We start from the raw sequence: 20783 nt of genomic DNA on the forward strand, positions 1-20783 counted from the left end.
TGCATTGTCGGAATTTGGTTTGCCGGTCGCGGCGATTTTCCCTATAGTCGCGCTGTCGTCGGTTCCGTTTGGAGCCAAGAGGGAATGCGGTGCGGGCGAATGTCTTGCCCAATGCCGTGGCTGCCCCCGCAACTGTGTGCGATAGTCCTCTCCATATGCCACTGAAGGTTTTCTTCGGGAAGGTGGGGAAGGGCGCTGATCCGCGAGCCAGGAGACCTGCCGGCGACAGGAAACTGACTTCTATGCCCTCGGGTGGAGGGCGAAAGGACAAGACATGACTACCGCTTCCGTCTCCCTCGGCGCCTCCGTCTCCTCGCAGTCGCGCTTCATGCAGCTTGCGCTCGTGGCGCTGCTTGGCATCTTCGTGGTCGGTTTTGTCGGCTTCTCGCATATCGATGCGGTCCACAATGCGGCTCACGACTATCGCCATTCGATGGCGTTTCCCTGCCACTGACGAGGAATTTGACATCATGAACCTGTTTCGCAACGTCGTGTTCATCGCGGCGATCGCAGGGCTCGTGGCTGGCGTCGTTCTCGCCTGCATGCAGGCCTTTGCCACCGTGCCGCTGATCCTCAAGGCGGAAGTCTACGAGCAGGCCGGCGGCGGCCATCACCATGACCATGCCGCTCCGGCCGCAACGGATACCAATGCCATGAGCACAGCCGCCCCGGCGGGGAACGCCATGAGCTCTGCCGCCCCGGCGCCGGCGGAAGCAGTCGCTCCGGCAGCGGAAGACGAAGGCTGGGCACCGGCCGACGGTTTCGAGCGTTTCGCCTTCAGCGTGGTTGCCAATATCGTCACTGGCATCGGTTTCGCACTGATCCTGGTCGCGGTTTCCGAATTCGCCGGCGGCATCCGCAACTGGCGCCAGGGGGTGTTCTGGGGCCTGGCCGGCTTTGCCGTGTTCACGCTGGCGCCCGGCCTCGGCCTGCCGCCGGAATTGCCGGCGATGCCGGCTGCCGATCTCACGCAGCGCCAGATCTGGTGGTGGGCAACCGTGGCGGCGACCGCGGCGGGTATCGGCCTGATCGCGTTCCGCAAGTCGCTGCCGCTTGTGATCCTGGCCGTGTTGCTGATCATTGCGCCGCATATTGTCGGCGCACCGCAGCCCGACAGTTTCGAGACCCCGATCCCGGAGGGTCTGCATCATCAGTTTGTGGTGGCGGTGACGGTGACCAATCTGGTGTTCTGGCTGGTTCTCGGCGCGGTCGTCGGCGTGGTGCGCGGCCGCTTCACCGGTACCGCGACCAGCCTGCGCGACAGCTTTGCCTGATCGCAGCAAGCTGACCTTCATCATCGGTGGTGCGCGCTCCGGCAAGAGCGCGCATGCCGAAACCCTGGCGACGACCTTGCCGCCGCCGTGGGCCTATATCGCCACTGCGCAAGCCTATGATGACGAGATGCGTGAGCGCATCGCGTTGCACCGCTCGCGGCGCGGTGAAGGGTGGACGACCATCGACGCACCGCTCGATCTCGCAGGCGCGCTTGAGGCCCTGCCGGACAATCAGCCGGTGCTTGTCGACTGCCTGACACTGTGGCTGACCAATCATATGCTGGCCGAACACGACCTCGATCTGGAATACCGTCGGCTGGCTGAAGTGCTGTCGCGGCCGCGCGGGTCCTGGTTCGTGGTATCCAATGAAGTCGGCCAAGGCATCGTGCCGGACAACGCACTGGCGCGCCGCTTTCGCGATGCCGCCGGCCGTCTCAACCAGCAGGTGGCCGCTGTCGCCGATACGGTGCTGCTGATGGTGGCGGGGCTGCCACTCAAGGTGAAATGAGATGACCGATACCGACGACAAGCCCATCGAAGACCGGGACGAGGAACGCCACCGCGCCAAGATGGCCAAGCGCAAGGCGGTGCAGGACGCCGAGGTGGCGAGCAAGACGGTCGAGAAGGGGCTGCTGATCGTCAACACCGGGCCGGGCAAGGGCAAGACCACCGCCGCCTTCGGCCTGGCGCTGCGGATGCTCGGCTACGGCAAGCGTGTCGGCGTCGTCCAGTTCATCAAGGGCAAGTGGCACACCGGCGAGAAAGATGCCTTCGCCGCCTTTGGCGACCGCGTCGTCTGGCACGCGATGGGCGAGGGGTTCACCTGGGAGACACAGGATCTGAAGCGCGACATTGCCGCGGCCGAAGCCGCATGGGCCAAAGTGCTCGAGCTGATGGCCGATCGGTCGATCAGCCTGCTGGTGCTCGACGAACTGAACATCGCGCTGCGCTACGATTATCTCGAACTCGACAAAGTGGTTGCCGCGCTGAAAGCACGACGGGAGGGCCTGCATATCGTGGTCACCGGCCGCAACGCCAAACCGGCATTGGTTGAGGCGGCCGATCTTGTCACCGAAATGGGCGTGACCAAGCACCATTTTTCCGCGGGCGTGAAAGCGCAGCAGGGGATCGAGTTCTGAACGGCGCCTCGATGCGTCACACCACAATGACGACGACCGAGACCAAACCGAACACCGCGATCAGCAGATAGTCGGCGACGCGATAGAGTTTCAGCGCCTGCCTTATGTCGATGCTGTCGGCTTCGCGCCGGCCGCCTTCGCCCATGAAAACGTCGTCGACCAGCACGCCGCCGTAGCTGCGTGGTCCGGCGAGCGCCAGGCCGAGCGCGCCGGCCATCGCCGCTTCCGGCCAGCCGGCATTGGGCGAGCGGTGTTTTATCGCGTCCCGCCACACCGCGTGCCAGGCATTTTTCGCATCTGCGCCTTTGACCAGGAATGCAGCCAGCACGATCAGCAGCGCCGTCAGCCGCGATGCCGGCAGGTTGATCCAATCGTCGAAGCGCGCCGCCGCCCAGCCGAAGGCCTCGTGGCGCGGGGTGCGGTGGCCGATCATCGAATCGGCGGTGTTGGCGGCCTTGTAAGCGGCGCCGCCGGCAAGTCCGCCGACGCCGGTCCAGAAGGCGGGGGCAACGATGCCGTCAGAAAAATTCTCGGCCAGGCTCTCGATCGCCGCGCGGCAGACACCGGCCGTGTCCAGCGTTTCCGGATCGCGGCCGACGATTCGCGAGACGGCAACGCGGCCCAGAGCGAGGCCACCTGTGTCGAGTGAGTCCGCCACAGCCTCGACATGCTCGTAAAGGCTCTTCTGCGACAGAAGCGATGTCGCCAAAAGAGCGGCAATGATCAATCCCATGGGAATGAACCAGAGCAGGACCTGCACGCCGAGCCCGATCGCCGCCGGCACCAGCACGATGACCAGCAGCGCCTGAACACCGCGCTTGCGACGCAGTGCGTCGGGATCAGTGGCGCGGTTGAGCCTGCGGTCGAGAAAGGATATCAGCCTGCCGAACCACGTCACCGGATGGCCGATGGCGCGAAACAGCCAGTCCGGATAGCCCAGGACGAATTCGACGGCCAATGACAGGAAAGCGATCAGGACTGACATGAAGCTTCTTGATGGGGCGGCGGTGGACCATGGTGGAAGTCTAGGTCGGGCGAGGGTGCTTTTCCCCAACGCACCTCAGCCTTTCGTCGACCTCTCGACCGGTATCAATCCGCACTCCTACCCGCTTTTCGACCTGCCCGCCACCATCCTGTCGCGGTTGCCGGAAGCCGAGCGCGCCCGCGAGCTGGTCGAGGTCGCGGCGCGCGCCTATGGCGCGCCTTCGCCAGCCAATGTGGCGGCGGCACCCGGCACGCAGATCCTGTTGCCGCGCGTCGCATCGCTGATCGCGCCTGGCAAGGCGCTGGTGCTGGGGCCGACCTACGCCGAACATGCGCGGGCAGCGGCGATCGCGCGACATGAGGTGGCGGAGGTCGGCGTTTTCGAGGTGTTGGCAAAAGCCGACCTTGCCATCGTCGTCAATCCGAACAATCCGGATGGGCGCATCATCGAGCGCGACCGGCTGCTGGCGCTGGCTGCAGGGATGCGCGCCAAGGGCGGGCTGCTGGTAGTCGACGAGGCGTTCATGGACGTCGGCCCACGCCAACACAGCCTCGCCGGCGATGTCGGCCAGGGCGGCATCGTGGTGCTGCGGTCGTTCGGCAAGTTCTTTGGCCTGGCCGGGCTGCGGCTCGGTTTTGTGCTTTCCGATGCAGCGACGGTCGACCGGGTGGACACGCAATTCGGACCATGGGCCGTCGCCGGCCCGGCGCTGGAGTACGGCATCCGCGCGCTTGCCGATATCGGCTGGCAGGACGCGATGCGGGCATCCCTTGCGGATGCATCGGCGCGGCTCGATGGGCTGTTCGGCCGCTTCGGCGCTCCTGTCGCGGGCGGCACCACATTGTTCCGTTACCTTCGCATGCCCGATGCCGCCGATCTGTTTTCCGCGCTTGGCGAGCGCGGCATCCTGCTTCGCCATTTCACCGACCGTCCGGGTATCCTGCGGGCCGGCCTGCCGGGGAGTCAGGAGGAATGGCAGCGGCTCGAATCCGCTCTTGCCGAATGGGCGTCGCGGCGCGAGGATCAATCGAAGGGTTCTAAACAATGATCCATGTCTGCTCGCTGGCAAAGGTCGAGGAAACGGTTGCGAGGACCGGCGCCGACCGCATACTGTCGCTGCTCGCCGCCGGGACGGAGGTGGTCCGCCCGGCTTCGATCGCCCCGGAAAACCATCTGCATCTGGTCATGCACGACATCGCGGTGGCGCAGGACGGGATGACCATTCCGGGCGAGGAGCATGTCCGCAACCTGCTCGATTTCGCGCGCCGGTGGGACCGGGCAAAGCCGATGGTCGTGCATTGCTATGCCGGCATCAGCCGCTCGACCGCTTCGGCCTATATCATCGTCGCCGCACTGGCGCCGAAACGCGACGAAGCCGAACTGGCGCGGACGCTGCGGGCGCTGTCGCCATCAGCGACACCCAATCCTCGACTCATTGCGGTGGCCGATGTGTTGCTCGACCGTAACGGCCGCATGATCGAGGCGATCGAGGCGATCGGGCGCGGCGCCGACGCTTTCGAGGGAACACCCTTTGCACTGACGATCGACAATTAGAACCAGCTACTTCAGCCAGTCGGCGAGCTTCGCCTTGCGCACATCGCGCAGCAGCTCGATGAAACCGTCGGCCTGATGTTCGGCGGTCAGCCGGCCTTTCTCGGCCGTCGCGATGCTGGCGCCGCCGACCACGCCATTCGGATTGAGGTCGCTGGCAATCCAGGCAAAGGCATGGGTGCCGGTGTGGCGCAGCAGCGAAAATTCCTTTTCGGCCTTCGCGACATTGGAAACGAAAGTGTCGGCCTTGCCCATATCGACCAGATCCGGCCGGAAATGCAGCATCAGCGACGTCTCGACATCGCCGCCATGGATGCCGTGGCGGTCCTCAAGTTCGGTGTACATGCCGGCCGGGCGGCCGAAGCGCTGCCAGCTGGTCTTCACTGCCAGCATGTTTTCGCGCACGCGCAGTTCGCGCGTGACGATGCCCATGATCTCTTCGTTACCGCCATGCGAATTGACGACGACCAGCTTGCGCACGCCGGCGCGCGCGATCGACAGGCCAAGTTCGGTCCAGGCCTCGACCAGCGTCGTTGCCGGCAGGGTGAGGGTGCCCGGTGCGTGAAGATGTTCGTTCGATTTGCCTACCGCCTGCACCGGCAGGATGCGGATGTCGAGATCGTCGGGCAGGCGGGCAATCACCGTGTCGAGCATGCCGTTCATGATCGAGGTGTCGGTCGAAACCGGCAGATGCGGGCCATGCTGCTCGATGGCCGCCAGCGGCAGCACGGCGACCGTCGCCTCTGGATCGATCGAGGCGTATTCGGTTGTGCGGTAGTCGCCCCACCACACGCGCTTCTTCGCAACAGTCATGTCATGCCTCTTCGATGATTAGGCCAGACCTAGCGCGGCAAGGGCGGCCTGTCGATCACCCAGCCGCGATGGCCTCGACCTCGACCTTGAATTCGGGCCGCGCGAAACCGGAGACGATCATCAGTGTCGAGGCCGGCGCCGGGCTGGAAAACAGCCGGTCGCGGACATCCATATACGGCCGCAGGTGCGCGCGGTCGGTGACATAGGTGTTGATGCGGACGATGTCCTGCAGACCGAGCCCGGCCTCGCCGAGTACCGCGGCGATGTTGCGGAAGCAAAGCTCGGCCTGCGCGCCGGCGTCTTCCGGTATCTGGTCGTCCGCCGTGATGGCGACCTGGCCCGAGCACAGTACCAGCCGCTTGCCGGCTGGCACCTCGACACCATGGCTGTAGCGGGCAAAGGGTGGCTTGATCGACTTGGGGGTGAGGAACTTGAACATGGCAATCTCCGGTTTGCAGGTAGCCTAGGACCGGATGCACTGTCCCTTCAAGATGGCGGTGCATGTCGCCGGGGCGATTGTGGACAGGCGTTCAAAAAATAGGCACGATGCCTCCGGTGCAGCACGACCCGTCCGGCTTTCGCAGATGGCTGTGGTGCAAGCGGGCGGCCCCGGTGCAAGGCGCCGGTGGCATGTGTCTTGCTTCTTGAATCTTTGGTGTCGAGCCTGGCGCGTGGCGCGCCGGAGCAAACAAAAGGTGGTGTCGATGTACGGAAAAAAGAAGATCTCGGTGGCGGTGCTAGCCCTGCTGGCGGCCAGCACGCTGGGCGCCGCGGCGAATGAAAAAGTCACCTTCGGCACCAACTGGTTGGCTGAGCCGGAACATGGCGGATATTATCAGGCAGTGGCTGACGGCACCTACGCCGCCTGCGGCCTCGACGTCACCATCATGCAGGGCGGTCCGCAGGTCAGCGGCCGGCCGATGCTGCTGGCCGGCAAGATCGATTTCTACATGGGCGGCAATCTGCTGTCGGCTTTCGACGCCGTCCAGCAAGGCATTCCGATGCGCGTGGTGGCGGCGGATTTCCAGAAGGACCCGCAGGTCATGATGTCCCACCCCGGCGAGGGGCTCGACAAATGGGAAGATCTGAAGAACGCCGACCAGTACATATTGGGCGACGAGGGTGTGCAGACCTTCTTCCAGTGGATGGTCATCGAACTCGGCTTCGACGCCGCCAAACGCGCGCCCTACACCTACAACACCGCTCCCTTCCTCGCCAACAAGAAGTCGATCCAGCAGGGCTATGTCACGTCAGAACCGTTCGCGGTCAAGAAGGAAGGCGGCTTCGTACCGAACCAGTTCCTGCTTGCCGACTATGGCTGGGACACCTACTCGACGACGATCGAGGTGATGCAGGACACGATCGACAAGAAGCCGGAGGTAGTCCAGTGCTTCGTCGATGGCTCGGCCAAGGGCTGGTACAAATATCTGTACGGCGACAACAAGGCTGCCAACGACATGATCAAGAAAGACAATCCCGACATGAGCGACGAGCAGATCGCGTTCTCGATCGAGCAGATGAAGAAGTTCGGCCTTGCCGATTCAGGCGACACGGAGAAGCTCGGCATCGGCGCCATGACCGACGCGCGCATTCAGAGTTTTTACGATAAAATGGTCAAAGCCAAGGTCACGCCAGCCGGTATCGACATCAAGAAGGCCTACACTCTGACCTTCGTCAACAAGGGCGTCGGGCTCGACCTGAAGAAATAGTCCGGTTCCGGCATGATGCAGGAGAATGTGGCGCAAGCGCCGGCGAGCGCGTCGGATGTCGCTCCGACATTGCTGGCGCTGCGTGGCGTTGGCAAGGTCTTTTCCAACGGCGTGACAGCGCTCAGCGATGTCGATCTGACGATCCGGGAAGGCGATTTCCTCAGCCTGCTCGGACCGTCAGGTTGCGGCAAGTCGACGGCGCTGCGGCTGATCGCCGGCCTGTCGACGCCGACCTCCGGCGTGCTCGACTGGCGCGGTGGCGGCTCGCTTGACCGCTCGAACATCGGCTTCGTGTTCCAGGAGCCGACACTGCTGCCCTGGGCCAGCGTCTTCGACAATGTCTGGCTGCCGCTCAGGCTGAAAGGGGTTTCCCGTGCCAAGGCGGCACCGGCGGTGACGGAAATGCTGGCGCGGGTTCACCTGACCGGCTTCGAAGACGCGGTGCCGCGCGAACTGTCGGGCGGCATGAAGATGCGTGTCTCGATCGCGCGCGCGATGGTGACCAAGCCGCGCGTGCTGTTGATGGACGAACCGTTCGCCGCGCTCGACGAGATCACCCGCTTCAAGCTCAACAATGACCTTCTGGAGCTGTGGCAGGACGAGCGCTTCACCGTCGTCTTCGTCACCCACAGCGTCTTCGAAAGCGTGTTTCTCTCCAACCGCGTCGTCGTCATGGCGGCGCGGCCGGGCAGGGTGTTCGACGAACTCGCGATCGAGGCGGCCTATCCGCGCGACGAGGCGTTTCGCACCTCGCCCGACTACGCGGCACTTTGCCGGCAAGCTTCCGATGTGCTGGTCAAGGCCATCAATTCAACGGCGGGCGTGCATCATGACGGCCATTGACGAGGGCGTCCTCAAACTCGACCCCGAGGAAGCGCGCCGCGTGCGCCAGGAGCGGCTCGAGCGGGTCGGCCGCTGGGTGTTGCCACTGGCGATCATGATCCTGGCGATCTGGCTGTGGGATCGCATCTGCGTGTGGAACGAAATCCCGCAATACATCCTGCCGCGCCCCGGCGTCGTGCTGTTCACACTCTACAACGATGCCGGCCTGCTGTTCTCCTCGCTGCTGGTGACCTTGCGCATCACCTTCCTCAGCCTGCTTCTCGCTGTTGTCGGCGGGGTCGGGTTGGCGGTGCTGTTCGCGCAATCGAAATGGGTCGAGATGTCGTTCTTCCCGTTCGCCATCGTGCTGCAGGTGACGCCGATCGTGGCGATCTTTCCGCTGATCAACATCTATGTCGACAACCAGACGACGAAGCTTCTGCTGTGTGCCTGGATCGTCGCCTTCTTTCCGATCCTGTCCAACACCACGCTCGGCCTCAACTCCGTCGACCGCAATCTGCGCGATATGTTCAAGCTCAACGGCGCGACGCGCTGGCAACAGTTGCGGTATCTGCGACTACCGGCGGCAATGCCGTATTTCCTCGGCGGGTTGAAGATCGCCGGCGGCCTGTCACTGATCGGCGCCGTGGTGGCCGAGTTCGTCGCCGGCACGACCGGCCAGTCGTCCGGGCTTGCCTCGCGCATCATCGAGGCCGGCTACCGGCTCAATGCGCCGCGACTGTTCGCGGCGCTGTTCCTGATCTCGATCACCGGCATCCTGATCTTCCTTGTGCTGTCGCTGATTTCGCATCTCATTCTAAGGCGCTGGCACGAAAGCGCGCTGAAGCAGGAGCGCTAGTTTCTTGGTACCGAACACAGGTTCATACCGCCTCACCAACGCCCGGCTGCACGCGTCCCTGACGCTCGGCCTTGTCGCAACCGTCGACAGCGATGGCTTTGCGCTTGCCGACATCGCCGTCGCTGACGGAAAAATCGCAGGCATTGCCGCACATGGCCGTACAGCAGTCGCGGTGAACGCAGTCGACCTCGGCGGACGTATCATCCTGCCGTGCTTCGTCGACTGCCACACTCACATCGACAAGGGTCATATCTGGCCGCGAAAACCCAATCCCGACGGCACCTTCATGGGAGCGCTAAATGCCACCGGTGCCGACCGCGCCGCCCGCTGGAGCGCCGAGGACGTGGCGCGGCGCATGGATTTCTCGCTGCGCTCGGCCTACGCGCATGGCACCAGGGCGCTGCGAACCCATCTCGACAGCGTCGCGCCGCAGGAGGAAATCTCCTGGCCCGTATTCGAGACGATGCGTGAGACATGGCGCGGCCGGATCGAATTGCAGGGCGCATGCCTGATCGGCATCGAGGGCGTGCGCGACAGGAAATGGTTCGACAGGCTGGCAAAAAGGGTTGCCGCGGCCAAGGGTGTGCTTGGTGTCGTCACCTATATGGTGCCGGATCTGGAAGAGCTGCTCGACCACGTCTTCGGGCAGGCGATCAAGCATGGCCTCGATCTCGATTTCCATGCCGACGAGACGGATGACATCGCCGCGATCTCGCTGAAGAAGATCGCCGAGGCGGCACTCTGGAACAGTTTCGAGGGCAACATCCTCGTCGGCCATTGCTGTTCCCTGGCGCGCCAGCCGGACCTCGAGGTGCTCGACACGTTGGACAAGGTGGCGAAGGCCGGGCTCGCAATCGTGTCGCTGCCGATGTGCAACCTCTATCTGCAGGACCGGCGGGCTGACCACACCACGCCGCGCTGGCGCGGCGTGACGCTGCTGCACGAAATGAAGGCCAGGGGCATTCCGGTGGCGGTTGCTTCCGACAACACGCGTGATCCTTTCTATGCCTATGGCGATCTCGACATGCTGGAGGTCTACCGCATGGCGACGCGCATCCTGCATTTCGATCATCCTGTCGCCGATTGGCCGCAAGCGGTCACCGCGACACCGGCCAAGGTGATGCGGCTCGACGGTTTCGGCACGCTTGCTGCTGGCGGCGATGCCGACTTCATCGTGTTCAAGGCCCGGAACTGGACGGAATTGCTGTCGCGGCCCGAATCGGATCGCATCGTCGTGCGCGCCGGGCGCGCGATCGACCGGCAACTGCCCGACTATGCCGAACTCGATGGACTGATGGTGGAATGATGGACGTTTCGGCGCTCAAACGCGATCTCGACGGGCTGAAGCTCGACGACAATCCAGCCATCGTCCAGCAGAAGAGCCGCGACTTCTATTGGTACAGCCCGGTGCTGAAGCAGCAGCTCGATCATGTCACCGGCGACCTGATCGTCACGCCGAAGAACGAGGCCGAACTGATCCGCGTGCTTGCCGCCTGTCACCGACATGGCGTGCCGGTGACGCCGCGTGGCAGTGGCACCGGCAATTACGGCCAGGCGATGCCGCTTTCGGGCGGCGTGGTGCTCAACCTTGCCGAGATGAACGAGATCAAGTCGATCGCGCCGGGTCGTGTGGTGACCGGCCCGGGCGCAGTTCTGGCCGACATCGACAAGGCAACGCGGGCGCATTCGGGACAGGAACTCCGGTTGTCGCCGTCGACCTACAACACCGCCTCGATCGGTGGCTTCATCGCCGGGGGTTCGGGCGGCGTCGGCTCGATCAATTTCGGCGGCCTGCGCGATTTCGGCAATGTCCTGCGGCTGCGCGTGGTGACCATGGAGGCCGAGCCGAAAGCGCTCGAACTCACCGGCGAGGATCTGCACAAGGTAACCCACGCCTATGGCACCAACGGCATCATTACTGAAGTCGAGATGCCGCTGACCGCAGCTTACGACTGGATCGATGTCATCGTCGGCTTCGACGTCTTCATGGACGCGGCCCGCTATGGCAATGCGCTGGCTTGCCAGGACGGCATCCTTACCAAGCTGATCACGCCGATCGCGGCTCCCGTGCCGCAGCTCTATTTCAAGCGGCACCAGAAGTTCCTGAGCGATGGGCTAAGCATCTGTGTCGTCATGGTGGCGCAGCATGGGCTAGACGCCTTCCTTGCGTTCACCCGCCGTGCCGGTGGCGAGGTGATCTTCAATGCCGCCACAGCAACGCCGGAGGATAAGAAGGGCCTGCCGCCGGCCTATGAGCTGGCCTGGAACCACACCACGCTCAGGGCGCTGCGCGTCGACCCCTCGATCACCTATCTGCAATCGCTCTATCCCTTTCCCAACCAGCTGGCGCTGGTCGAGAAGATGGATGCGATGTTCCCCGGCGAGGTGTTCTCGCATCTCGAATTCGTTCGGCTGGACGGCAACATCACCTGCTTCGGCCTGCCGCTGGTGAAGTTCACCACAGAGGCGCGGCTCGACGAGATCGTGCGCCTGCATGAGGAGAATGGCTGCCCGATCTTCAACCCGCACCGCTACACTCTGGAAGAGGGCGGCATGAAGCAGACGGACGCGGTGCAGCTTGCCTTCAAGCGCGAGACCGATCCGCAAGGCCTGCTCAACCCCGGCAAGATGATCGCCTGGGAAAACCCGGATTACGACTACCGTTCGGGCCGGACCTTCCTGTTCAAGGGGCTGCAAAAGGCAGGCTGATGAACATCCTCGTCCTCCATGCTCATCCGGTCGAGGCCAGCTTCAACGCCGGCCTGCACCGGATGATCGTCGAGCGGCTGACGGCAGCGGGCCATACGGTCGATGATTGCGATCTCTACGCCGAGGATTTCGATCCGCGGCTGACGCGCCAGGAACGGCTGGACTATCACAATCAGCGCGGCCCCGCCGACACGGTGGCGCCTTATGTCGAGCGCCTGCTGCGGGCCGATGCGCTGGTGCTTTCCTATCCTGTCTGGAACTACGGCTTTCCGGCGATCCTGAAGGGCTTCTTCGATCGCGTCTTCCTACCTGGCGTGTCGTTCAAGCTGGTCAATGGCAAGGTGCAGCCATCGCTGCACAACATAGTCAAGGTCGCGGCGGTCACCACCTATGGCGGCAGCCGGTTCCGCGCCATGCTGATGGGCGACCCGCCACGCAAGCTGATCAAGCGCATGCTGCGCGCCACGGTAAAGCCGGGCGCGCCGGTGAGCTATCTCGCGCACTATGCGATGAACCTGTCGACCATCGAGACGCGCAAGGCCTTCATGGTCAAGGTCGCGGCCAGCATGGACGCCTTCTGATGCGCGCGCTGGTGGTCTACTGCCATCCGGTGCCGGAAAGTTTTTGCGCTTCGATCCGCGACACTGCCGTCGAAGTGCTGAAGGCGAGGGGCTGGGAGGTGCGGCTGCTCGATCTCTATGCCGAGAAATTCGATCCGGTGATGGGCTGCGACGAGCGGCGTTCCTACAATGACCAGGCGCCGCAGGATCCGGCGCTGAAGCCGCATTTCGAGCTGCTCAACTGGGCCGAAGCGATCCTGTTCGTCTATCCGACCTGGTGGTACGGGCTGCCGGCGATGCTGAAGGGCTGGCTCGACCGGGTGTGGGCGACGGACGTCGCCTTCAAGCTGCCGGTGGGCAAGGGGCGCATCAAATCGCTGATGACGCATGTGACCAAGGTCGGTGTCATCACCACCTGCGGCGCGCCGACCTGGTGGAGTGTCGTCGTCGGCCAGCCCGGACGCAAGACCCTGCTGCGCGGCATGCGGGCGCTGTGCGCGACGCGGTGCCGGACCTTCTTTCTCGCGCACTATCTGATGGATGCTTCGACGCCGCGGACGCGGGCCGCGTTTCTGGCGAAAGTGCGGGCGAAGCTGGAGCGGTTTTGACGGATTGGCGTCCTTCTCCCCGTTTCATGGGGAGAAGGGTAAGGCGCTACATCTTCACCCGCTCCGACTTCGGATCATACATCGGCTTCAGCGACGCTTCCGCGGCAAAACGTTCGCCGGCGATCTCGATCTCGTAGGATGAGGCCAGCACATCCGCTTCGCTTTCGCCCTGGCACGGTACGTAGCCCAGCCCGACGGCGCCGCCGAGATGATGGCCGTAATTGCCGGAGGTGATCGGGCCGACGATCTTGCCGTCGCGCAGGATCGCCTCGTTGTGGAACAGCAGCGGCTGCGAGTCCTTCAGCCGGAACTGGACCAGCCGGCGCTTCAATCCGGTCTCCTTCTTGCGCAGGATCGCATCGCGACCGATGAAGTCGCCCTTGGCCGTCTTCACGGCAAAGCCAAGGCCTGCTTCCAGCACATTGTCCTCATCGGTGATGTCGTGGCCGAAATGCCGGAAGGCTTTTTCGATGCGGCAGGAATCCAGCGTGTGCAGGCCGCAGAGCTTCAAGCCGACATCCGCGCCAGCCTCGTCGATCGCCTCGAAGACATGGGCTGCCTGGTCGGTCGAGACATAGAGCTCCCAGCCGAGTTCGCCGACATAGGTGACGCGGTGGGCGCGGGCCAGGCCCATGCCGATCTCGATCTCCTGGAAAGTCCCGAACGGGTTGGCTTCGTTGGAGAAATCGTTCGGGCTGACCTTCTGGATCAGCTTTCGCGAGTCCGGTCCCATCAGGCAGAGCACGGCTTCGGCCGCCGTCACGTCGGTGATGACCACGAAATCGTCTACTAGATGCTTGCGCAGCCAGGCGAGGTCGCGCTGCAAAGTCGCGCCAGGGACGACGAGGAAAAACGCCGTCTCGGAGAGCCGCGACACGGTGAGGTCGCTCTCGATGCCGCCGCGCTGGTTGAGCATTTGGGTGTAGACGATCTTGCCCGGTGCCACATCCATGTCGTTGGCGCAGAGTTTCTGCAGAAAGGCACAGGCGTCGCGGCCCTCGACGCGGATCTTGCCGAACGAGGTCATGTCGAACAGGCCGACCTTGTTCCTGACCGCCAGATGCTCCTCGCGCTGGTTGTCGAACCAGTTCTGGCGCTTCCATGAATAGCGGTATTCGCGCTCCTGTCCCTCACGCGCGAACCAGTTGGCGCGCTCCCAGCCGGCGACTTCACCGAACACGGCGCCACGCGCCTTCAGATGCTCATGCAGCGGTGAGCGCCTGATATTGCGCGACGTCGCCATCTGCCGATAAGGGAAATGGTCGGCATAGAGCAGGCCGAGCGTTTCCGAGACGCGCTCCTTGAGGTAACGGCGGTTCTTCTGGAACGGTTGGGCACGGCGGATGTCGACTTCCCACAGATCGAACGGTGCCTCGCCGTCATTGATCCACTGCGCCAGCGCCATGCCGGCGCCGCCGGACGAGACAATGCCGATCGAATTGTAGCCTGTCGCCATCCAGTAGCCGGACAGCTCCGGCGCTTCACCGAGATAGTAGCGGTCGTCGGGCGTAAAACTCTCGGGACCGTTGAAGAAGGTGTGGATGCCGGCCGTCGCCAGCATCGGCATGCGGTTGACGCCCATTTCGAGGATCGGCTCGAAATGCTCCATGTCCTCCGGCAACTGGTCGAAGCAGAAATCCTCGCGAATGCCGTCCATGCCCCATGGCTTCGCCACCGGCTCAAAGGCGCCGAGCATCATCTTGCCGGCGTCTTCCTTGTAGTAAGCGCACTCGTCGGGCACGCGCAGCACCGGCAGCCGAGTGAGGCCGGGGATCGGCTCGGTGACGAGGTAGAAGTGTTCGCAGGCGTGCAACGGGATGGTGACGCCGTTCTGGGCGCCAAGCTCACGCGCCCACATGCCGGCACAGTTGACGACGATGTCAGCCTCGATGGTGCCTTGCTCCTGGCCTTGCGCCCACGACACGCCGGTGACGCGGCCGGCCTTGGCATGGACCTTGGTGACCTTCACATTCTCGACGATGGTGGCACCGCGCTGACGCGCGCCCTTGGCCAGAGCCATGGCGATGTTGGCAGGGTCGCACTGGCCGTCGAGCGGCAGGTGCACGGCACCGACGACGTCGGAGACATTGAGATGCGGGTACAACTCCTTGACTTCCTTGGGTGAAATCTCGCGGACATCGACATCGAAGGCGCGGGCAAGCGACGCCTGCCGGTAGATCTCGTGCTTGCGCTCCTCGGTCAGCGCCACGGTGATCGAGCCGACCTGGCGCATGCCGGTGCCAACCTCGGTCTCGGCTTCCAGCTTGACGTAGAGGTCGGCGGAGTATTTCGCCAGCCGCGTCATGTTCTGTGAACCGCGCAACTGGCCGATCAGGCCGGCGGCATGCCAGGTCGTACCCGACGTCAGCTGCTTGCGTTCCAGCAGCACGATGTCGGTCCAGCCGAGCTTGGCCAGATGGTAAGCGACCGAACAGCCGGAGACGCCCCCTCCAATGATGACGGCTCTTGCCTTGGTGGGGATGGCCTTGGCGGTCATGCGGCCTCGCGGCGATAGCTGGAAGCAAAACGGCGCAGCCGAAGCGCTGCTTCTTGCAGCACGGGCTCCGGCTGGCAGAGGCTGATGCGAATGTGACCGGCGGCGGCCTCGCCGAAGCTGGAGCCGGGCATCACGCCAACCCTTTCCTTGTCGAGCAAGGCCCACGCGAATTTCTCGTCGTCGGGTTCGACCGCTGATATGTCGAGCATGACGTACATACCGCCCTCGGAACCGCGCACGGTCACATCGTTCATGCCACGCACGGCGTCGAGCAGGACGGTGCGGCGCGCGGCGTAGCGCTCGGCGATCTCCTTGACGCCATAACGGTTCTCGAGCGCCTCGGCGCAGGCAATCGAGATGAAGGCCGGCAAGCCATAGGTCGTCACCAGATTGAGATTGATCAGCAGCGAGATCATCTCGCTGGGGCCTGTCAGCCAACCCATGCGCCAGCCGGTCATGCCGTGGCTCTTCGACATGGAATTGATGACCAGTGTGCGCTCGGCCATGCTGGGCAGCGAGCGCGGCGAGACGTGCTCGCCGCCGCCCAGTGTCCAGTAGACCTCGTCCGACAGCAGCCAGAGGTCATGTTCCCTGCAGACCTCAGCCAGTTGCTCCAGCCGCTCGCGCGAATAGACCGCACCGGTCGGGTTGTTCGGTGTGTTGATCAGAATGGCGCGCGTGTTCGGTCGAAGTGCCGCGCGGATCATGTCAGCGTGCGGCTGGAAGCCATCCTCGGCCGGCGTCTCGACCACGGTGAAACTGGCACCGGCGGCGCTGAACGTGTTGGGATAGGTGGCGTAGTATGGCGCCACCACGATGGCATGGTCGCCCTGGTCGAGCACAGCTTGCACGGCCGCGTAGAGTGCGGCCTGGCCGCCCGGCGTGGCGATGACCTGATCCGGCGTGGTCTCAATGCCGGTGCAGGCGCTCGAGGCTGCCGCCATTGCCTTGCGCAGGCGCGGCAGGCCGGGAAGCGGGGTGTAGTGGTGGTTGCTGCCGCGAACCGCTGCCACGCAGGCTTCGATCGTTTCCGAAGGCGTATCGAAATCATGGTCGCCGACCGACAGCATGATGATGTCTTCGCCGGCCGCCTTGCGGGCCCAGGCGGCCGAGTGGACTTCCCAGCCGTCCTTGCCCGAAGGCACGATGCCCGAAATGCGCGACGATGGTCTAGGCATGTATACCTCCAGAAATTTCATAGCCGGCGTGTCCGAGCCGGTCGCGCAACGCGGCGATGTGTGGCGGTCCGACTTCGCAGCAGCCGCCGACGATGTCCGCGCCGCCCTCGACCCAGCCAATCGCCTGGTCGGCATAGGCGTCTGGACCGAGGTCGTGGCGAGCATGCAGCACATCGACGGTGCCGCCGTGCTTGAGCGCTTCGGTGGAGGTGAAGCCATTGGCATAGGCGCCGACCGGGCCGCCGAGTTCGATCAGTTCAGGCAAAGCCGCGGCGATCGCTTCCGGCCGGCAGCAGTTGAGCAGCCGCGCGGCGACTGTCAGGCCGTCGAGCGCGCTTGCCGCGGCGGCTATTGTCTCGCCACTGCGCAGGCGTGGCTTGCCGTGATCGGCCAGTGTCCAAGATACCCATATGGGTTTGCCGCTTTCCGATGCCGCTGTGACCGCCGCGCGCGCTTCCTCGGCCGACGCCATGGTCTCGCACAGGAACAGGTCGACGCCATCAGCCTGCTCGGCAACGATGCGGCGATAGATGTCGAGCGTATCCTGATATGAAATGGTCAGCGCGGGCGCGTAGCTGCCGAAAAGCGGTGACAGGCAGCCGGCGATCGCTGCATCGCCGGCCTGGTCGCGGGCCTGCTTGGCCAATTCGATGCCGCGCTTCTGCAAAGGCTTGAAGAGGTCTTCCGCGCCCTCGCGCGCCAGGCGTTCGGGGGTCGCCGAATAGGTGTTGATGGTGATGACGCGGGCGCCGGCACGGATGAATTCCGCGTGCAGGTCGCGCACCAGATCCGGCTCGTCGATCAGCACCCTGGCCGACCATAGCGGCGTCGGCTCGGATTTGCTGCGGCGGACCAGTTCCTGACCCATGCCGCCATCCGTCAGGATGATTTTCTTCATGCGCGCAACCTCTCGTTCTTCGGATCCCACAAAGGCTCGTCCTTCTGCACAACCGCCTGAAAACGGTCACCGAAGATTTCGACCTCGATCGTCGTGCCCGGTTCCGCCAGATCGGCGCGCAGCATGCCGAGCGCGATCGATTTGTCGATGCGATGACCCCAGCCGCCTGATGTCGTCTCGCCGACGATCTTGCCGTCGTGCCAGAGTGTGGAAACAGAAGGGGCGTCGCAGCCACCGGGGTTCTCGACGACCAGAGTGACGAAGCGCTTCTTCACGCCCTGCTGCTTCTCGTTCAGCAGGGCCGCTTTGCCGCGGAAGTCGGGCTTGTCCCATTTGACAAAGCGCTCCAGTCCGCCCTGGAGGATCGAATAGTCGGTCGACAGGTCGCCTTTCCAGGTGCGGTAGCCTTTTTCGAGCCTGAGCGAATCCAGCGCATACATGCCGAATGGCTTCAGACCATGCTGCTGTCCTGCCGCGCAGATGGCGTCAAAGATGGCGGCGGTGTCGTCGACCCGGGTGTGGATTTCCCAGCCGAGCTCGCCGGCGAAGGAAACGCGAATAAGCTTCGCCCATCGGCCGGCGATCTTGGTCTCCTGATGCGTCAGCCATGGCAGAGTGAGGTCGGCGTCACAGACATCGGCGAGGATTTTTCGCGAGTTGGGGCCGGCCAGGATCTGGGTGGAGAATTCCTCGGTCCGATCGATCAGCTTGAACGGTGCGTCCTTGGGTATGCGCGACTTCAGCCACTCGAAATCATGCCATTGCGCAACCGCCGCGGTGATCAGCGTCATCAGATTCTCGTCGTGACGCACGACAGACATTTCGGTGACGATGCGGCCCTTGTCGTCGGCGAAATAAACGAGGCCGATGCGGCCGGGCTTCGGCACCAGTCCGGTGACCTGCAGGCTCAGCCATTCGGCGGCACCGGGGCCTTCAAGGTTGAAGCGCGAGAAGCCCGGCAGGTCGAGGATGCCGGCCGCGTCGCGGACGGCCAGACATTCCTCGCGGACGCGATGATGCCACGGTCCTTCGCGAAGGAAGGTCAGTGTCGCTTCCTCGGAGATGTCGTCGCCGTCTTTCGCGTACCAGGTGGCGCGCTCCCAGCCGTTGTAGGCATCGAAACGGGCCCCAAACGCCTTGATGCGATCATGAATCGGCGACAGCTTGCGGTCGCGGCCTTCCGGCCAGGCATGGCGCGGGAACTGGATGGCGTATTCGTTGCCGTAGATCTCCATGCCTTTGGTGACGCAGTAGTCCGGCGCCGCGGCGAAGGAGGTGAAGCGGCGCGGATCGCACGACCACGTGTCCCATTCGGTCTGGCCCTGCGTCACCCATTCAGCCAGCACCTTGCCGGCGCCGCCGCCCTGGGCGATGCCGAAGGTGAAGACGCAAGCCTCGAAAGCGTTGGGAACGCCAGGCATCGGGCCGATCAGCGGATTGCCGTCCGGCGTGTAGGGGATCGGCCCGTTGATGACCTTGGACAGGCCGGCCGTGCCCAGGATCGGCACGCGGGCGACGGCATCGGCCAGATAATGTTCCAGCCGGTCGAGATCGTCGGGGAACAATTGGAAGGAAAAGTCCTCCGGCATCGGGTCGTTGTGGGTCGCCCAGTGCGCGCGGCAATTGCGCTCATAGGGGCCAAGATTCATGCCGTTCTTTTCCTGGCGCAGATAGTAGGAGGTGTCGACGTCGCGCAGCAGCGGCAGTTTTTTGCCCTGTTCCTTTGACCATGCCGCCAGCTCGGGGATTTCCTCGAACAAGATGTACTGATGGCTCATCACCATCATCGGCACCTCGCGGCCGAACATCTTGCCGACTTCGGCGGCGCGGTAGCCGGCGGCATTGACGACGATCTCGCAGCGGATTTCGCCTTGCGCAGTCTCGATCACCCACTCGTCGTTCTCGCGGCGCACGCCGGTGACCGGGCAGAAGCGGATGATCCTGGCGCCCATGTCGCGCGCGCCCTTGGCCAGCGCCTGGGTGAGCTGCGCCGGATCGATATCGCCGTCGCTCGGGTCGTAGAGCGCGCCCTTCAACTCATGCGTCTCGATGAAGGGGTAGCGGCGCTTGATCTCATCGACGCCGACGACGTCGATGTCCATACCCTGATAGCGGCCCATGCCCTTGGCACGCTGGAACTCCTGCATGCGCTCGTTCGTATGGGCAAGGCGCAGCGAACCGGTGACGTGGTAGTTCATGGGATAGTCGACCGCTTCGGCCAGCCCGCGGTAAAGCTCGGTCGAATAGCGCTGCATGTTCATCAGCGACCAGGACGAAGAGAAGGTCGGCACATTGCCGGCGGCATGCCAGGTCGAGCCGGAGGTCAACTCGTTCTTTTCCAAAAGCACGCAGTCGGTCCAGCCCCCCTTGGCCAGATGATAGAGCGAGGACGTGCCGACGGCACCACCTCCGATGATCACCACGCGTGCCGTGCTCGGCAAACCGGCCATGTTCTTCTCCCCAACAAACCTAAAGCGCGTTGCGCTCGTTATCCCACCGCACACTTTTGGGCGACATGCATTCAATAGACCGGTGGCGAAACCACCCAGATGACAACCGCCGGCTCGGTACCCGGATTGCGCCAGCGGTAGGGCCTGCCTTCGAAGCGAAAGGAGTCGCCTTCGCCAAGCCGGTGCCAGACGCCTGATATCTCGATGTCGAACAGTCCGGATGCGACGTATCCGGCCTCCTCGGTTGGCCGGCGCGCCTCGGTTTTCAGTTCCGCGCCCGGCGCGAAGACCGAACGCACCATCTCGAAGCTACCGCCGAGATCGGGCGACAGAAGCTCCTCCACCAGGCCGGATTCGCTTGTGCCAAGCGTACGGCGCCTGCCGGCGCGCACAACCACGCCGCGCTCGCTTTCGACTGGCACATCATGGCTGAAGAACAGGCTGATCGGCACGCCGAACAGTTCGGCGAAAGCTCTGAGGTCGCTGAGCGATGGTGTCGAGAGGCCACGTTCGACCTGGCTGACCCAGCCGACCGAACGGCCAAGTTTCAGGGCGATTTCCGCGAGCGTCAGCCCACGCGTCTTGCGCAACGCCCTGATATCGCTGGCCAGCACACGTTCGTCAGGTCCCTGCCATGTTCTTGCGGTAGGTGAAGGCAAAACGGCCACTTCATGAAAAGTTCCAGTCAAATTTCATGAGAAAACAAGCTCGTGAAAAAATCAAGCAGATTT

Annotated in this window: 21 protein-coding genes and 1 riboswitch; of the genes, 13 read left to right on the plus strand and 8 right to left on the minus strand. The window is 63.8% G+C overall.

The annotated features are described in order from the left end of the window. Positions 1 to 42 precede the first annotated feature (42 nt). Positions 43 to 238: riboswitch (cobalamin riboswitch) on the plus strand. Positions 239 to 274: 36 nt separating this feature from the next. From AC1RZR_RS18445 to cobO, 4 genes are read left to right on the plus strand one after another with little or no spacing between them, the layout of a single operon-like run. Beyond that, positions 275 to 454 carry a CbtB domain-containing protein gene (locus tag AC1RZR_RS18445; RefSeq protein ID WP_095087280.1) on the plus strand — a complete coding sequence of 60 codons (180 nt, stop codon included), beginning with the start codon at positions 275 to 277 and terminating at the stop codon, positions 452 to 454. Between the two features lie 16 nt (positions 455 to 470). Further along, positions 471 to 1274: a CbtA family protein gene (locus AC1RZR_RS18450; protein ID WP_481825528.1), complete on the plus strand. Its 804-nt coding sequence runs from the start codon at positions 471 to 473 to the stop codon at positions 1272 to 1274. Next, positions 1267 to 1782 carry a bifunctional adenosylcobinamide kinase/adenosylcobinamide-phosphate guanylyltransferase gene (gene cobU, locus AC1RZR_RS18455; protein WP_477274898.1) on the plus strand — a complete coding sequence of 172 codons (516 nt, stop codon included), beginning with the start codon at positions 1267 to 1269 and terminating at the stop codon, positions 1780 to 1782. Before AC1RZR_RS18450 ends, cobU begins: the two co-directional genes overlap by 8 nt. Before the next feature lies 1 nt (position 1783). Then, positions 1784 to 2413: a cob(I)yrinic acid a,c-diamide adenosyltransferase gene (gene cobO, locus AC1RZR_RS18460; RefSeq protein WP_477274900.1), complete on the plus strand. Its 630-nt coding sequence runs from the start codon at positions 1784 to 1786 to the stop codon at positions 2411 to 2413. A 16-nt stretch (positions 2414 to 2429) separates the two neighbouring features. On the opposite strand, the gene cbiB is transcribed toward cobO, so the two are convergent. Next, the gene (gene cbiB, locus AC1RZR_RS18465; protein ID WP_481825529.1) at positions 2430 to 3398 is read right to left on the minus strand and encodes an adenosylcobinamide-phosphate synthase CbiB; all 969 of its coding nucleotides are present in this window, start codon (positions 3396 to 3398) and stop codon (positions 2430 to 2432) included. Between cbiB and cobD the strand changes: the two genes are divergently transcribed. Both cobD and AC1RZR_RS18475 read left to right on the plus strand, forming a co-directional pair. After that, complete coding sequence (gene cobD, locus AC1RZR_RS18470) at positions 3397 to 4446, plus strand: threonine-phosphate decarboxylase CobD (RefSeq protein ID WP_481825530.1); 1050 nt, start codon at positions 3397 to 3399, stop codon at positions 4444 to 4446. The two genes, cbiB and cobD, sit on opposite strands and share 2 nt — an antisense overlap. Next, on the plus strand, positions 4443 to 4952 hold the full coding sequence (locus AC1RZR_RS18475) for a tyrosine phosphatase family protein (RefSeq protein ID WP_481825531.1): 510 nt from the start codon (positions 4443 to 4445) through the stop codon (positions 4950 to 4952). The genes cobD and AC1RZR_RS18475 overlap by 4 nt, the downstream gene beginning before the upstream one ends. A gap of 6 nt (positions 4953 to 4958) precedes the next feature. Here AC1RZR_RS18475 and AC1RZR_RS18480 read toward each other — a convergent pair whose 3' ends face one another. Together AC1RZR_RS18480 and AC1RZR_RS18485 are read right to left on the minus strand one after the other, a co-directional pair. After that, positions 4959 to 5762: a creatininase family protein gene (locus AC1RZR_RS18480; protein WP_477274908.1), complete on the minus strand. Its 804-nt coding sequence runs from the start codon at positions 5760 to 5762 to the stop codon at positions 4959 to 4961. A 55-nt stretch (positions 5763 to 5817) separates the two neighbouring features. Then, complete coding sequence (locus AC1RZR_RS18485; RefSeq protein WP_477274910.1) at positions 5818 to 6201, minus strand: RidA family protein; 384 nt, start codon at positions 6199 to 6201, stop codon at positions 5818 to 5820. A gap of 265 nt (positions 6202 to 6466) precedes the next feature. Here AC1RZR_RS18485 and AC1RZR_RS18490 point away from each other — a divergent pair, with 265 nt between their 5' ends. Genes AC1RZR_RS18490 through AC1RZR_RS18520 form a run of 7 tightly spaced genes read left to right on the plus strand, consistent with a single transcriptional unit; the run spans position 6467 to position 13029 of the window. Further along, entirely contained in the window at positions 6467 to 7471 is a 1005-nt protein-coding gene (locus AC1RZR_RS18490; RefSeq protein WP_481825532.1) for an ABC transporter substrate-binding protein, read from the plus strand. Between the two features lie 12 nt (positions 7472 to 7483). Continuing rightward, positions 7484 to 8314 carry an ABC transporter ATP-binding protein gene (locus AC1RZR_RS18495; protein ID WP_477274914.1) on the plus strand — a complete coding sequence of 277 codons (831 nt, stop codon included), beginning with the start codon at positions 7484 to 7486 and terminating at the stop codon, positions 8312 to 8314. Further along, entirely contained in the window at positions 8301 to 9152 is an 852-nt protein-coding gene (locus AC1RZR_RS18500) for an ABC transporter permease (RefSeq protein WP_481825533.1), read from the plus strand. The genes AC1RZR_RS18495 and AC1RZR_RS18500 overlap by 14 nt, the downstream gene beginning before the upstream one ends. Positions 9153 to 9156: 4 nt before the next feature. Then, a complete protein-coding gene (locus AC1RZR_RS18505) occupies positions 9157 to 10458 on the plus strand; it encodes a cytosine deaminase (RefSeq protein ID WP_481825534.1) in 1302 nt (433 codons plus the stop codon). Further along, positions 10458 to 11861: an FAD-binding oxidoreductase gene (locus tag AC1RZR_RS18510; RefSeq protein WP_481829078.1), complete on the plus strand. Its 1404-nt coding sequence runs from the start codon at positions 10458 to 10460 to the stop codon at positions 11859 to 11861. Before AC1RZR_RS18505 ends, AC1RZR_RS18510 begins: the two co-directional genes overlap by 1 nt. Then, positions 11861 to 12442 carry an NAD(P)H-dependent oxidoreductase gene (locus AC1RZR_RS18515; RefSeq protein WP_477274920.1) on the plus strand — a complete coding sequence of 194 codons (582 nt, stop codon included), beginning with the start codon at positions 11861 to 11863 and terminating at the stop codon, positions 12440 to 12442. The genes AC1RZR_RS18510 and AC1RZR_RS18515 overlap by 1 nt, the downstream gene beginning before the upstream one ends. Continuing rightward, a complete protein-coding gene (locus tag AC1RZR_RS18520; RefSeq protein WP_379096438.1) occupies positions 12442 to 13029 on the plus strand; it encodes an NAD(P)H-dependent oxidoreductase in 588 nt (195 codons plus the stop codon). Before AC1RZR_RS18515 ends, AC1RZR_RS18520 begins: the two co-directional genes overlap by 1 nt. A 46-nt stretch (positions 13030 to 13075) precedes the next feature. Here the strand turns inward: AC1RZR_RS18520 and AC1RZR_RS18525 are convergent, their stop codons facing one another. The 5 genes from AC1RZR_RS18525 to AC1RZR_RS18545 all read right to left on the minus strand — a co-directional run bounded on the left by AC1RZR_RS18525 (position 13076) and on the right by AC1RZR_RS18545 (position 20720). Beyond that, entirely contained in the window at positions 13076 to 15526 is a 2451-nt protein-coding gene (locus tag AC1RZR_RS18525; protein ID WP_481825535.1) for a GcvT family protein, read from the minus strand. Beyond that, positions 15523 to 16704, minus strand: a complete 1182-nt coding sequence (locus tag AC1RZR_RS18530) for a pyridoxal phosphate-dependent aminotransferase (protein WP_481825536.1) — start codon at positions 16702 to 16704, stop codon at positions 15523 to 15525. The genes AC1RZR_RS18525 and AC1RZR_RS18530 overlap by 4 nt, the downstream gene beginning before the upstream one ends. After that, positions 16697 to 17602 carry a homocysteine S-methyltransferase family protein gene (locus AC1RZR_RS18535; protein WP_477274928.1) on the minus strand — a complete coding sequence of 302 codons (906 nt, stop codon included), beginning with the start codon at positions 17600 to 17602 and terminating at the stop codon, positions 16697 to 16699. Before AC1RZR_RS18535 ends, AC1RZR_RS18530 begins: the two co-directional genes overlap by 8 nt. After that, complete coding sequence (locus AC1RZR_RS18540; protein ID WP_481825537.1) at positions 17599 to 20052, minus strand: GcvT family protein; 2454 nt, start codon at positions 20050 to 20052, stop codon at positions 17599 to 17601. The genes AC1RZR_RS18535 and AC1RZR_RS18540 overlap by 4 nt, the downstream gene beginning before the upstream one ends. A gap of 71 nt (positions 20053 to 20123) precedes the next feature. Beyond that, positions 20124 to 20720: a helix-turn-helix domain-containing protein gene (locus tag AC1RZR_RS18545; protein WP_481825538.1), complete on the minus strand. Its 597-nt coding sequence runs from the start codon at positions 20718 to 20720 to the stop codon at positions 20124 to 20126. Between the last annotated feature and the right edge of the window lie 63 nt (positions 20721 to 20783).

This window comes from Mesorhizobium bavaricum, assembly GCF_056781655.1.